15 protein-coding genes are annotated in these 13800 nt (G+C 61.6%); 3 read left to right on the top strand and 12 right to left on the bottom strand.

Going from position 1 to position 13800, the window contains the following annotated elements:
• Window positions 1–165 precede the first annotated feature (165 nt).
• The 3 genes from AOA59_RS07355 to AOA59_RS07345 all read left to right on the top strand — a co-directional run bounded on the left by AOA59_RS07355 (window position 166) and on the right by AOA59_RS07345 (window position 2092).
• Window positions 166–1362, top strand: coding sequence for an MFS transporter (locus tag AOA59_RS07355; protein ID WP_099486638.1), 1197 nt, complete (start codon window positions 166–168; stop codon window positions 1360–1362).
• 85 nt (window positions 1363–1447) lie between these two features.
• Window positions 1448–1774, top strand: coding sequence for a hypothetical protein (locus tag AOA59_RS07350; RefSeq protein WP_099486637.1), 327 nt, complete (start codon window positions 1448–1450; stop codon window positions 1772–1774).
• Between the two features lie 51 nt (window positions 1775–1825).
• Entirely contained in the window at window positions 1826–2092 is a 267-nt protein-coding gene (locus tag AOA59_RS07345; RefSeq protein ID WP_058420784.1) for a hypothetical protein, read from the top strand.
• Between the two features lie 119 nt (window positions 2093–2211).
• Here the strand turns inward: AOA59_RS07345 and AOA59_RS07340 are convergent, their stop codons facing one another.
• From AOA59_RS07340 to mltG, 12 genes are all read right to left on the bottom strand, one after another.
• A complete protein-coding gene (locus AOA59_RS07340; protein WP_099486635.1) occupies window positions 2212–3129 on the bottom strand; it encodes a PfkB family carbohydrate kinase in 918 nt (305 codons plus the stop codon).
• Window positions 3122–4588 carry a cytosine permease gene (locus tag AOA59_RS07335; protein WP_099486633.1) on the bottom strand — a complete coding sequence of 489 codons (1467 nt, stop codon included), beginning with the start codon at window positions 4586–4588 and terminating at the stop codon, window positions 3122–3124. Before AOA59_RS07335 ends, AOA59_RS07340 begins: the two co-directional genes overlap by 8 nt.
• A 192-nt stretch (window positions 4589–4780) precedes the next feature.
• Entirely contained in the window at window positions 4781–5782 is a 1002-nt protein-coding gene (locus AOA59_RS07330; RefSeq protein WP_099486632.1) for an ADP-ribosylglycohydrolase family protein, read from the bottom strand.
• A complete protein-coding gene (locus tag AOA59_RS07325; RefSeq protein ID WP_099486630.1) occupies window positions 5779–6492 on the bottom strand; it encodes a GntR family transcriptional regulator in 714 nt (237 codons plus the stop codon). Before AOA59_RS07325 ends, AOA59_RS07330 begins: the two co-directional genes overlap by 4 nt.
• A gap of 71 nt (window positions 6493–6563) precedes the next feature.
• Entirely contained in the window at window positions 6564–7124 is a 561-nt protein-coding gene (locus tag AOA59_RS07320) for a DUF1285 domain-containing protein (protein ID WP_099486629.1), read from the bottom strand.
• Between the two features lie 18 nt (window positions 7125–7142).
• Window positions 7143–7748, bottom strand: a complete 606-nt coding sequence (locus tag AOA59_RS07315; RefSeq protein ID WP_056861633.1) for a DUF4823 domain-containing protein — start codon at window positions 7746–7748, stop codon at window positions 7143–7145.
• Between the two features lie 208 nt (window positions 7749–7956).
• Complete coding sequence (locus tag AOA59_RS07310; protein ID WP_017138359.1) at window positions 7957–8925, bottom strand: GTP 3',8-cyclase MoaA; 969 nt, start codon at window positions 8923–8925, stop codon at window positions 7957–7959.
• A gap of 140 nt (window positions 8926–9065) precedes the next feature.
• Window positions 9066–9734, bottom strand: a complete 669-nt coding sequence (locus AOA59_RS07305; protein WP_017138360.1) for a TetR/AcrR family transcriptional regulator — start codon at window positions 9732–9734, stop codon at window positions 9066–9068.
• Between the two features lie 446 nt (window positions 9735–10180).
• Window positions 10181–10966, bottom strand: coding sequence for a TatD family hydrolase (locus tag AOA59_RS07300; RefSeq protein ID WP_065929313.1), 786 nt, complete (start codon window positions 10964–10966; stop codon window positions 10181–10183).
• Window positions 10967–11029: 63 nt separating this feature from the next.
• Entirely contained in the window at window positions 11030–12019 is a 990-nt protein-coding gene (locus AOA59_RS07295; protein WP_099486627.1) for a DNA polymerase III subunit delta', read from the bottom strand.
• A complete protein-coding gene (tmk, locus tag AOA59_RS07290; RefSeq protein WP_058420777.1) occupies window positions 12012–12644 on the bottom strand; it encodes a dTMP kinase in 633 nt (210 codons plus the stop codon). Before tmk ends, AOA59_RS07295 begins: the two co-directional genes overlap by 8 nt.
• 19 nt (window positions 12645–12663) lie before the next feature.
• The gene (mltG, locus tag AOA59_RS07285) at window positions 12664–13800 is read right to left on the bottom strand and encodes an endolytic transglycosylase MltG (RefSeq protein ID WP_099486625.1); all 1137 of its coding nucleotides are present in this window, start codon (window positions 13798–13800) and stop codon (window positions 12664–12666) included.

The following is a 13800-nucleotide window of genomic DNA, read 5'->3' as shown; positions in this document are numbered from 1 at the left end:
AAGGCCACATACTAAGGCGCTTTGATGACTGATTGCAGTGCAATTTGATTACTCCGGCCACGCGTAAAGCAAGCACCACCAACCACAGAACAAACCCGGCACGCGCGCATGGTAAACAGTCGCCATAACGCTAATAACTCACGCTAATAAATTCCAGGTTGCCCCATGCATTCCACACCTGCGGTAAACACTAAGCTGTTCGCCCTGTTCTGCCTCGCCAGCTTCCTGTTGTCACTGTCCTACGGCTCGACGTTTTTGCTGTCGCTGCTGATTCATTCGCGCGGCGGCAATGAACACGACGCCGGCAGCGTAATTTCCATGGCGATGCTCAGCACGTTCGTGGCGGTGCTGTTCTGTGGGCACTTGGCTGATGCCGTCGGTGCGGCGCGCGCCATCGCGGGCATGGGCGTATTGCTGGTGGTGGCGTGCCTGGGGTTTGCCCTGACACCCGGGTTTGGCCTGGGGTTGATGCTGTTCGGTCTGTCCCTGGGGCTGGGCTGGGGCGTGTTCTACACCCTGGGGCCGATCATCGTGACACTGCTGGTGCAGCCGGCGCAGCGGGCCAAATATTTTGCGCTGCTGTCGGGCAGTATGTTGAGCGGAATCGGTGCCGGGCCTTTGCTCGGCCGCGCCGCCGGCGCGCTGGGCCTGCCGCTGACAGCGGCCTTCTATATTGCCGGTGTGGCCAGCCTGGTCGGCGTGCTGCTGTTCTGGCGAATGGGCGTGCACCTCAAACACCACGCGAATGCGCCCACCTCGAAGATTTCCTGGGCGTCGAGCCGCCGCGTGCTGTCATCCAAAGCCGCGTTTGCGATCCTGATGGTTGGCTTGGGCGGCTGCGTGTTTGGCGGGCTTTCATCGTTTCAGACCAGCTATGCCGCTGCGCATGGGTTGGACTATTCGCTGTTCTTCGGCGGCTTCCTGAGCGCCGCCATTACCAGCCGGCTATTGATCGCGGGCTACGTGGTCAGGCGCGATGCGTACGGGGCCGCCTGCGTGCTGTCCGGGATCATGCTCGGCTCGATCGCGCTGTTTGCGTTTGGCGTGAGTGGCAACCTCAGTTACCTGTTGGCAGCCGCCACGCTCGGCGTGGGTTATGGCCTGACGTATTCGGTGATCAATGGGCTGGTGGCCAATGAGGCGCCGCCCGGTACAACGTCACAAGCCTTGCTGCTGTTCAGCCTGGCGTACTTTGTCGGGGTGTTCGGCTTTCCGCTGCTGGCGGGCAAGCTCATCGTCGATTACGGCTTGCCGACGCTGCTGGCAAGTGTGCTGGGCGTGGCCTTGTTCAACTGGTTGATCACGGTGGCGCGATTGATCTGGCGCCAGCGTTCGGCACACAAAATCTTACAGGTGAGTTAAGACCGTTCGTCGCCATCAAGGCACGAACCGCAAACCGGGGCGGACCAATAAGGGGTAAGGACATTAATCATATGGAGACACCCTCATGAAGAATTCCAAGTTTGCTGCCCTCGCCCTAACCGGCCTGCTGTCCGCCGCTTCGTTGAGTGCAGTTGCCGCCACCTCGTCTACCGGCACCACCAACCCTGCTACCAAGGAGTCTCAGGATTCGATGGGCACAGGGATGGAAACCAACGGTGGCGCGATTATCGATAACGGTGCAGACCCTCGCACCAAAGGCGCCGACACCCAACGCCAGGCCCCGGCGGCAGTCGGTAACGGCAAAATGGGTCCAGGCGTCAATGAAGAACCCAAAATCAACAAAGGCGATGACAGCAACATTCCGGGCGCCCCGAAACAACCTGCGCCGTGATGCATCGATAGCCGCACCGACACCCGATCATTTCCCAGTGAAGAGGTACGCATGAACGTCGATAGAAACCTTGAAAAAGAAGTCCTCACCCGCCTGCTGCACGCCCACCCCAACGGCCTGGGCAAGGAGGTGCTGGACAACTACCGCGGCGAAAAAGAGGTCGCCAGTGTGCTGGCGTTTTTGCAGGACCGCGGATTTATCAAGGATGGGCATGTGACCACCGACGACGCCGGTGAATACTCGTTGAACCTGCCGATCAAGCTGACTGCTTCGGGTGTTGATGAGGCGCGCAAGCTGGAAGGCGAAGGTACCGTGTGAACTAGACGAAGATCAAATGTGGGAGCGGGCTTGCCCGCGATGGCGATGTCTCAGCAGAATATGTACTAGCTGGCGCACCGCTATCGCAGGCAAGCCAGCTCCCACATTTTTATTCGTGTTTATTCGGCGACTAAGGCGTCGACTTCGGCCCTGCCAGGCGACGTCGCCGGCCCCCAGCGCGTGACCGCCAACGCCGCCGCCGCATTGGCTCGACGCGCCGCCACTGCTGGGGTTAAACCCTCGGCCAACCCGGCCAGAAACACCCCGGCATGGGCATCGCCCGCGCCGTTGCTGTCGACCGCCTGCACCTTGAAACCCGGCACATGCTCGGCCTTTCCGTGGCGACTCACCCAGCAGCCATTTGGCCCATCACGCACCACCAATGATGCTTCGGCCGACAGGTGACGATTGAGTTCGCGCAGCGCTTCGGACAGCGTTCCGGCCCCGGTAAACGCCAGGGCTTCAGGGCCATTGCTGGTCCAGATGTCGATGCGCGGCAGCAAGGCCGCCATCAATGCCGAATCCGGCGCCTTGACCAACGGCCCCGGGTCGAACACCACGGTGATCTCCCGTGGCAGCGCCAGCAACCAATCAAGCAGCGCCTGGGCCTTGCCGTCGAGTAACAAGCTGTAGCCGCTGACGTAGACATAATCGTCTGCGCGCGGCACCACGCCTGCCAGGTCCTCTGCGCTCAAATCCCCTTCAGCGCCGATATGCGAAATGAAGGTGCGCTCGGTGCTGGCTTCGGTCAGCGACACACACAAACCGGTGTCCTTGCCCTCGCTGGCCGCCTGGGCCATTTCCACGCCTTCGGCCTGCATGGCGACGCGCGCCAGGTCGCCGAAGCGCCCGCTGCCATGGCGGCCAAGGTAAACCACCGGCAAACCATTACGCCGGGCGGCAGCCATCACGTTGAAGCCCCCGCCGGCCTCGAAACTGGCGGATTTTGCCAGCACGTCGCCGCCGGCTGCAGGCAGTGTGTCGAGGGCCATGACCAGGTCGACGATGACCTGGCCGGTGTGCAGCAATCTAGACATTAGCGCGCTCTACCAAAGCCGGACGACGGTCAGCTGCGCCGCCCAGTACCGCATAAATCCCGCCGGCCACCAGGAAGGTGACGATCCAGCCCAGGCCGTTGTGGCCCAGCCAGGAGTCGGACAAAGGCCCGGCGAACCAGATGTTTTCGGCAGTGGTGCCGATGGTGGTGAAGCTGAAACCCAGCACGATCGCCACGGCCCAGGCGCCGAATGCACGCCATTCCACACCGCCGCGATACCAGTAGGCGCTGCTCGGGCTTACGTCCAGCAGGTCTTTGGGGCTGTAGCAGTGACGGTGAATCAGGTCGACCACAAAGATCCCCACCCAAGCGGTGATGGGCACGGCCAGCAGTGAGATGAAGGTGATGAACGGGCCGTAGAAACTGTCCGCAATCAACATGAAGTAGATGGAGCCGGCGAAGATCGCCACGATGTCGACGATCACCGCATGCACGCGTTTGACCTTAAGGCCCAAGGTCAAGGTGGTGAGACCGGCCGAGTACACCGAGAGGTTATTGGAGAGCAGCAGCCCGCCGAACGCGGTGATCAAGTACGGCACGGCCATCCAGGTCGGCAGCATGTCGCGGATCGCGATGATCGGGTCGGTGGCCGACGCCAGGTCGTTGTTGCCCACCGACAGCAGGCCGCCGAGGGTGATCAACAGCACCAGCGGAATGCCCGCCCCAAACGCGGCAGACGCCACCAGGCGCACGGCCTTGACGCTGCGGTGCTGGTAGCGCGACATGTCGGCACCGGCGTTGGCCCAGCCGATACCGGTACCGGCGGCCATGGTGCCGACGCCAATGATCATGGCGCTCAGTGGCGCCGGAGTGGCGTTGAACACCGCGCTCCAGTCGATGGTGGCACATAGGAAGCCGCCCACCAGGATATTCAACGCGCCGAACACGTAGGTGGCCCACTTCTGGATCACCAGCAAGGTAGCGTGGCCGAGACCGGATACGGACAGGGTCAGCAGCACGAAGATGGCGATAAAGATCAGCGTGAGTACCGGTGCGCTTTTGGCTTCGACCGGCGAGCCGAACAGGATCGAACACAACGACAGCAGCACAAAGGCAGCAGTGGTGGTATTGACGGTTTCCCAGCCCAGCCGCGACATCAACGAGACCAGCGTGGGGCCGATATTACCGCGCACACCGAAGATGGCGCGCGACAGCGTCAGGCTCGGCGCCCGGCCACGGCGGCCGGCAATCGAGATGATGCCCACCACGGCAAAGGAGCCGGCGGCGCCGAGGATCGCCACAATGATCGCCTGCCAGATCGCCAGGCCACGGAACGCCACCAGGGTCGCGCCGAGCGGCAAGCCAAGGATGCTGATGTTGGCCGCGAACCACACCCAGAACAGTTGCAGCGGGTGGCCGTTGCACTCGCCTTCGGGGACCGGTTCGATGCCGCGTGTTTCCAATTGCCCGGCACTTTGGCCGGAAGAAGTGCTGCTCATGAGGGGTGCTCCTGGTGCCTGTATTGTTGTGGTTGTGGCAGATAGTCAAAGCTTTAATCGGTCGTCCTGACTCAAACACGATTTAATGTGGGAGCTGGCTTGCCTGCGATAGCGGTCTTTCAGTGAGTGCATCAGTGGCTGGCACACCGTTATCGCAGGCAAGCCAGCTCCCACATGTTTGCTTAGTGGTGTTCAGCGCAATGGCAGCAGCCCTTGAACCAACGCCTGCAAATCCAGGCCATTGACCTGCTTGACCTGCTCAATCATCGCCTCAGACCAGCACTGCATGCCCAGGCACGCGCCCAACATCGCGCCCAGCATGGCGGCAATGGTGTCGGTGTCGCCGCCAAGGCTGGCCGCCAGGCACAGCGCTTCGAAGGCATTCATGTCGCCCACCGCCACTTGCTGGGCGAGGGCAAACGAGACCACCACCGACTCCTGGGACGCGACGGAGGTGCCGATCAGTTCGTAAAGCAGGTCGGCAAACAGGGCTTTATCGCCGCTGCCGACGCTCAAGGTGCGCGCCCAACTGATGCGTGTGGAAATCCGCCCACCGGCAATCCAGTGGCCATGGCCTTCGGCCTGCTGGGCGAGCTGGGTGCCGATGTTCAGGGCCTCGCCCAAATCCACACCGTTGATACCCGCCGAAACCACCGCCGCCACTGCCGCAGCGCTGGAGATGCCCAGGTTGGTGTTATGGGTGACCTGGCAGGCCTGGATCACCGCCTGGATAAACCGCGCCGGGTCGCTGACGTCGGCGGCAATCCCGACCGGCGTGATGCGCATCGCGGCGCCATTGGTGGTGCCGTAGCGCCCGGATTCTTCCGGGGTGTGGCCGGCGAGAATCATATCGATAGCGCGTTTGGTCGATGGCCCCAGCAAGTCCTGGGAGCCTTTGGCGCGCATCGCCGCTTCCCAGTCGATCAGGCGCTGGGCGAGTACCGTGGGTTCGATTTTGCCCTGCCCTTGCACCAGCAACTCACCCACCAGGATCGCCTGCTCGGTGTCGTCGGTGATGGAGCCGGCCGGCATGTTCGGCGCGATGGGTTGGTCGGCGCCGGCCGCTTCCAGAGCGGTGATGGCCCCGAAACGCTGCTGCACCTGCTCACGGCTCAACGACTGGGTGGGCATGCCCAATGCATCGCCCAGGGCCAGGCCGTAGAAAGCACCGAGGGCACGATTTTGCGCGGTCATTTCGAAGCTCCAAACTGCAGGTGCAGGCGAAAATGCAAAGGGTCGAGCAAGCTTTCGACATGCTCCATGAGGCGTTCGCGGCGGTCGTAGGTGGTGCGCGAGGCTTTGAGAAACACCGTACCGGCTGGGCGGCCGAGCAGTTCGGCGTCTTCATCGCTCAAGGGCTCGGCGCCGATCCACTGGTCCCCTTCGGCGCCCACATAGCCATAGGCGGCCAGGGTGATGGTCAGGGAATTATCGATCAGGCCCACACGCGGCAAGCTTTCCAGGCCGCCGGTGGCGGGCATCAGCGAACGTTCGAGGGACACAGCGGTGCCATCGGGGGTGCGCCGACGGCGGTCGAGGGCGATAAATTGGTCGCTGCCGAAACGGCTGAGCAGGTCCGGTCGCGTCACGGCTTCCAGGCGCAGGATGTCGGTGATGACCAACGCGCCGGTATCGGCCAGCGCCTGTGCCCAGCCGCTGCGTTGATCGAGCGCCATGCCGTCAAAGGTGACGATGGAGCCGACGCCGCTCTGCGTGGCGATGTAGTTGCGCCGTTTGAGCTCCGCCAGGGCTTCGCGCAAGGTGCCACGGCTGACCGCAAACTCCTCGGCCAGTTGATGCTCGCCCGGCAGCAGGAAACCGTCGGCCATCACTCCACCTTCGATACGGCGGATGAGTTCGTCGACGACGCGTTTTTTCTTATCAAATCGGACATGTCTAATCATGTACAAATTGATAACCGAAAGCGCCCGATCTCAGCAAGCAAAATTATTTCAGTATGATGAAAAAATCGGCCTCAGGGCTCCAGGCCAATACGGAAAAACTCCCCGCCGCTCCATACGCCCAGCCAGCTCTGACCGTTGATCGGACGGCTGACCGCCAACTCGACCAATTGGTAAAACACGTTGCGATGCACCAGGGCTTCAAGGTTGGTACGCACTCGCAGGTAAGGCGCGGGCTCCTGGGTGATCGGGTCGATCACCACCCGCAAGGGGTGTTCAAGGCCCGCGTCAATGTCTTCGTCAACATTGGTGGTAAAGCGCAGCACCTGGCTTTCGCCCTGCCCCTGGACTTCCAGCGTCACCGCGACAAACGGCGCATCATCGACGCTGATGCCGACCTTTTCCACGGGAGTGACCAGGAAATACTCATCGCCATCGCGGCGGATGATGTTGGAGAACAGCTTGACCATCGGCTTACGCCCGATCGGCGTGCCCTGGTAAAACCAGGTGCCGTCACGGGCGATGCGCATGTCGATGTTGCCGCAGAAATCCGGGTTCCATAGATGTACCGGCGCCGGCCCCTTGCCCTTGGGCAGTTGGGCCAATAGATCATTGGCCTTGGCGGAATCGGTCATAGGGTTCTCCTCTGGATTTTATTGATCACCCATCCCCAACAGGCCGCGGGCGTACTGGGCCAGCGGGCGGGCAATCAAGTCTTCTGGCTTGTTGTCGTGGAACGTCAGTAAACCGCCACGACTGCGAATGCGTGCAGTATCAATCAAATATTGGGTGCTGGTCTCGATCAACATGATCTGGATTACGCCGTTGTCCAGGCCGACACGGTCCAACGCTTGCTGGTCGGTCCACTCATCGGCATTGCCGATACGGTCATCGGCTGCCGCAAAACGGCAATACAGCAGGTAGTGAGCGCCCGCCGCACGGGCTTCGGCCATGGCCTGTTCAAGGCCTTCCGGCTTACGGGCGCGGCGCACCATCGGGAAATATTCGACAAAGCCGTTGAAGGCTTCTTCGGCCACCACATTGGGACGCGGATAGGCGCTGCCGGGCGGCACAAAGGCGCCCTGGGCGATAAACACAAAGGAGTCCGGCTGTATGCGCACCGAGGCGGTACGGCGGGTGTCACTGTGGTCCAGCAGCCCGGCGTCGCTCATCTGATAGCGGGTGCCTTCGGCCATATCGCTGACGGTCATGCAGCCACTCAGCGCCACTGACGCCAGCAACAAAACCAGACTACGCATCCTAATCCTCCAGAAGCCGGTGACGGAAAACCGGCGAATGGGCACAAGATGCAGAATCCGCGCCACTCAAGTGCAATGCAAAGCAAATGTGGGAGCTGGCTTGCCTGCGATGGCATCAACTCTGTGTGCCTGATGTACCGAGGTGCCTGCATCGCAGGCAAGCCGGCTCCCACAAAAAGCCTGCTCCCACATTCGATTGCACGCGGTTTTAGCCGCCGATGATCTTCATGACCGTGGCGCCGCCGGAGAAGGCCACTTCCTGCTTGTCGCCCAGGGCCTTCATCAACAGACCTTGCAGGGCCGGCAGTGCCTGATGGCGCGGTTGGTCCAGCAGGTCGCCCACATAGTGGCGGTTGCTCGACGACAAGCAGCCATGCAACCAACCAGTAGACGACAAGCGCAGGCGCGAACAGGTGCGGCAGAACGGCACGCTTTCGTTGGCGATCACGCCAAAGAAGCCTTTGCCGGGCACTTCATAGCGCACCGCCGTGGCATCAATCGGCGCGTTGGCTTGCAGGTATTCGTGATGTTCGCCGATCAGGCTGAGCAGTTGCTGCAGGCTGACGAACTGCTGCAGGAACGCATTGGAATCCTTGGCCAGATGGCCCATGCGCATCAGTTCGATAAACCGCAGCTCATAGCCACGCTCCAGGCAGTAGTCGAGCAGCGGCATCACCTGGTCAAGGTTCTGCCCGCGCAACGGCACCATATTGACCTTGATCTTGATGCCGGCAGCGCGGGCCTGGTCCATGCCATCGAGCACGGTGGCCAGGTCGCCACCCCGGGCGATGCTGCGGAAGGCGTCAGCATCCAGGGTATCGAGGGACACGTTGATTCGCCGAATACCCGCGTCGACCAACAGTGGCAACTTGCGCGCGAGCAGTTGGCCATTTGTCGTCAGGCTGATGTCACTCAGGCCCATGCCGCCCACAGCCCCCATGAAAGCTTCCAGCTTGGGGCTGACCAACGGTTCGCCGCCGGTGATACGCAAACGCTCGATGCCGGCCGCTTCGATCAGATAGGCAACGCCGCGCGCCATGGCCTCGGCCGAGAGTTCGTCCTGGGCAGCCACCAGCCGCTTGCCGTTTGGCACGCAGTAGGTACACGCGTAATTGCAGGCTGAGGTCAGGCTGATCCGCAAATTGCGAAATCGCCTGCCTTGACGATCAACGATCATGGAACACTCCGGCAGAGGATGGTTCAGGCGCGCTAAAAGCTGACTGAAAAATCAGCTTTTAGCAAGCGTCCTTGCCTGAGTATATTCCTGGGGTACTGCAAGCGGCAGCAAATCATTGCGCCATCACTGTCGGGAATAGCTTAAACAGCGGGAGCGTCGCCGCTCTTAGGCTCAGCGCTCGGCAGTTCAGTGCTGTGCTTGCGCTTGTTGCCCATGCGCACGCCGATGTCCATCAGGAACTGGAAGAAACCTTCCTGATCTTCCAGCACATTGCTCCAGAACGGAGAGTGGTACAGCGCAACGGCGCCATGTACCAATGCCCAGGCGGCGCAGTAATGGAAATACGGCGGCACGTCTTCCAGCTTGCCTTCGCTGATGCGACCCTTGATCAGCAGCGTGAGGCGCTCGAAGTTCGAAGCGCGGATCTTGTGCAGCTCCTCGACCATTTCCGGCACTTGATGGCCCTTGACCACCTTTTCTTCCAGGCGGTCGAACAGGCGGTAGCGTTGCGGGTCACGCATGCGGAATTCGAAATAGGCGCGTGACAGCGCCTCCTTGTCCTTGTCCACATCAGCCGAATGCAACAGCTCGTTCAAGTCGCGCTCGTAGTCGAGCATCAGCCGCAGGTAGATCTCGGCCTTGGATTTGAAGTGTTTATAGATCGTGCCTTTGCCGATACCCACGGCATCCGCAATCATCTCGACGGTGACGCTGTCTTCACCTTGTTCGAGGAATAACTTGAGTGCAGTGTCGAGAATTTCCTGCTCACGGCGGCGAAACTCACGGACCTTACGGGGTTCTTTGTGCATGAGGAAGAGGTCTGCAGAGGTCGGAATGAGGGAGGGTTACGCAGGGCCACGGATACGTGGCGATACGATTTACCCGATGCGAGGGATTATCCCGACTGAACGGTCGTTGGGCAACGCCTATGTGAACCCAGCGTGCGTTTTAGTTTCAGCGCGCCAACGATTGAGGCGTTATCAGTCAGAAATAATACGCAACAACTGCAGCCGTGCTTGCGCTCAATGAGAACTCAAGCGAAGCGCGCGTATTCCAAATCTGTTTAAAAAACGACCAATCGCGACTGGACTGAATCGGATACTGATCAATACTTGAATTGTCGGCGCGACATCTCCCCCAAGTGACGCGTCGACCTGGGTACCGACGGACTGTGTGCCCTTGTTTTACTCCTAATGGTCTTAACCCGGATTCACCCCCCAGAACCCGGGTTTTTTTTGCCTGCGATTTGACCGCCTCAGCCGGCCACGTGGGCCAGCGGGAACAGACGCTTGAAGTTCTCGGTGGTCTGCTCGGCAAAGCGCTCAAAGGATTCACCGCGCAGCATCGCCAGGTAATCGGCCACATCACGCACGTATTCCGGCAGGTTCGGCTTGCCGCGATGGGGGATCGGCGCCAGGTACGGCGAATCGGTTTCCACCAGCAGGCGGTCGGCCGGCACCTGACGCGCCACGTCGCGCAAGGCGTCGGCGTTGCGGAAGGTGACGATACCTGACAGGGAAATGTAAAAGCCCAGGTCCAGCGCGGCCTTGGCCATGTCCCAGTCTTCGGTGAAGCAATGCAGCACGCCGGCCTGGGGCAAGGCCGCTTCGCGCAATAGCGTCAAGGTGTCAGCGCGGGCGCCTCGGGTGTGGACGATCACCGGTTTGCCGGTCTGCCGGGCGGCTTGCAGGTGCAGGCGGAAGGAGGCTTGCTGCAACTCGGCGGCTTCAGGTTCGTAATGGTAATCCAGGCCGGTTTCGCCAATCGCCACCACGCGTGGGTGATTGAGCTCGCTCAATAGCCAATCCAGAGCCGGCGCTTCACCCGGCTTGAGGTCCAGCGGGTGGATGCCGACCGAACAATCGACATCGGCATAGCGATCAGCCAAGGCTTTGACGTCGGCGGCGTTGTCGGCGCTCACGCCGATGCACAGGAAGTGCCCTACCCCACGCTGGCGGGCCGCTTCCAGGGCGGCATCGAGGGAGCCGCCGTGCTGGGCAAGGTCGAGGCGATCAAGGTGGCAGTGGGAATCTACGAGCATAGGAAAGTACGACTTAATTCATGGGAAGTGTCTGGCCGACGATACACCCGTCGGCCACGAAAATTAACGCCGGCCGAGCAAACCAACCCATTGCACCAGCAGTGCTTCGAGCAACAGCACGCGGTTGAGGTTGGCTTTGCCGAGGACTTTCTGGCGCTGGGCCAGGATCCAGTCCTGAATGTTCAGCACCTTGTCCTGGGCGCTTTTTTGCGCCAGGTACTGCACCACCTTGCGCATATCCGGCAGGCCCAGGCCGTTTTCGTCCTGGGTCAGCTGGTAGCGCAGGATCAGGCTCGACCAGTCACAGAACCAGTCGAACAGCAGCAGCAACGGAATATCCTTCCAGACGCCTTCGGCCAGTTGCGTGGCGGACTGTTCCTGCTTGAGTAGCTTTTTGACGCCATCCACCACGAGTGCGCGTTGCTCACGCACGCCTTGGGCCTGCAGCTTTACCGCCGCCAAGGGTGAACCGGCAGCCAGGGTCAGCAACTCGACCCGTTCGTCGGCAGAGCATTCCGGCAGCGCCTGCGCCAGCCATTGCAGGCTCATGGCCTCGCTCGGCAGCGGGCAGGCCTGCTGCACGCAACGGCTGCGGATAGTCGGCAGCAAACGGCTGGACTGATGGCTGACCAGCAACAGCACGGTGTCGCCCGACGGCTCTTCCAGACTCTTGAGCAAAGCGTTGGCGGCGTTGATGTTCATCGCCTCCACCGGCTCGATCAGCACCACCTTGCGCCCGCCCATCTGCGCGGTCTGCACCACGAAGCTGACAAGGTCACGCACCTGGTCGACCTTGATCGCCTTGTCGGCCTCTTCAGGTTCGAGCAGGTAGTTGTCGGGGTGGCTGCCAGCCTTGAGCAGCAGGCAGGATTTGCACTCACCGCACGCTTGCAGGTTGACCGGTTGCTTGCACAGCAGGCTGGCCATCAGGCGCTCGGCCAGGGCGCGCTTGCCGATGCCAATGGGGCCGTGCAGCAAATAGGCGTGGGCATGCTGGGCGCGCCCGGCCAATTGCTGCCAGAGGCTGTCTTGCCACGGGTAGGCTTCAGCCACGGGCGCGCTCCAGAAGTTCAGGCAGCAGAGCATCGATGGCCTGCTGTACCTGCGCCAGTGGCTGGGCTGCGTCCAGTAAGGAGTAACGCGCAGGCTCAGCCTTGGCGCGCTGCAGGAACGCGCTACGGACCGCATTGAAGAATGTCGAACCTTCCAGCTCGAACCGATCCAGGCGGCCACGGGCACTGGCGCGAGCCATGCCGACTTCGATCGGCAGGTCGAACAGCAGGGTCAGGTCGGGGCGCAAGTCGCCCTGGACGAAAGCCTCCAGACTGGCGATGCGCTCAAGGGACAAGCCGCGCCCGCCGCCCTGGTAAGCATAAGTGGAATCGGTAAAACGGTCGCAAATCACCACAGCACCCCGTGCCAGGGCCGGGCGAATCACTTCGGCCAAATGCTGGGCGCGGGCGGCAAACACCAACAGCAGCTCAGTGTCCGGGTTCATCTGTTCTTCACCTGGTGCCAGCAACACTTCACGAATACGCTCGGCCAGCGGCGTACCGCCGGGCTCACGGGTCAGCAGCACCTCGATGCCTTCAGCGCGCAAACGCTCGGCCAGGTAATCGCGGTTGGTGCTTTTGCCGGCGCCTTCCGGGCCTTCCAGGGTAATAAACAAGCCAGTCACAGGCAGTCCTTAGTCAGAGTCATTGCGGGCTTTGCGGCGCAGCGGCGTCCGGCGCAGGCTCGGCGGTTTTTTCAACCGGCGCGGCATCGGTCGGTGGCGTCGCATCTTCCGGCGGTTTTACCGCCGGTGCCGGGCTGGAGCGATAATCGGCGCGGCGCTTGAGTTGGAACTCACGCACGGCGGCATTATGCGCATCCAGGTCATCGGAGAAAATATGGCTGCCATCGCCTCGGGCGACGAAGTACAGGCTACTGCCGGCCACCGGGTTCAACGCCGCATGGATCGCCTCGCGGCCGACCATGGCGATTGGCGTCGGCGGCAGGCCGGCAATCATGTAGGTGTTATAGGGATTGGCTTCCTTGAGGTGCGCGCGGGTCAGCTTGCCGGTGTAACGCTCGCCCAGGCCGTAGATCACCGTCGGGTCGGTCTGGAGCAGCATGCCGATTTTCAAGCGACGCACGAACACTCCGGCGATCTGCCCGCGCTCTTGCGGCACACCGGTTTCCTTTTCTACCAGGGAGGCCATGATCAGCGCCTGGTAAGGGTCGGTGTACGGCGCATCGGCGGCGCGCTGGCTCCATTCCTGGGCCAGTACCTCGTCCAGGCGGTTGTAGGCTTTTTTCAGGAATTCGACATCGGTCATGCCGCGCACGAAGCGATAGGTGTCAGGAAAGAACCGCCCTTCGGGAAATACGCCAGGGTGGCCGAGCTTATCCATCACTTCGCTGTCGCTCAGGCCCGACAGGGTCTGCACGATCTTTTCGTGTTTGGCCAACGCTGAACGCACCTGGCGGAAGTTCCAGCCTTCCACCAATGTCAGGCTGTATTGCACCACTTCGCCGCGCTGCCACAGGCCGATCAGGCCTTCGGCCGTCAGGCCTGGGGTCATGCGGTATTCGCCGCTGTGCAGCGGCTGGCCGTCGAGGTTGAAGCGCCAGTAGAGGCGCAACCAGAAGGCGCCCTCCAGCACGCCTTCGGTTTCAAGGCGATTGAAGGTGCCCGTCGGGGTCGCCCCAGCGGGAACATCGAGCAATTGTTCCTGGGTCAGATTCAGGGGCTGCTTCAGCGCAGAGTCGAGCTTCCAGGCCGAAAAGCCCAGTAGCAAGCCTGCCGAGACCAGGCCGATCTGCAGCAGTAAAACCAGTTTTCGTATCAA

Origin of the sequence: Pseudomonas sp. 2822-15 (assembly GCF_002742515.1) — a bacterium.
Taxonomy (GTDB): Bacteria; Pseudomonadota; Gammaproteobacteria; order Pseudomonadales; family Pseudomonadaceae; genus Aquipseudomonas; species Aquipseudomonas salomonii.
Note: the sequence above shows the minus strand (reverse complement) of the source record. Positions and strands in the feature narration are given on the sequence as shown.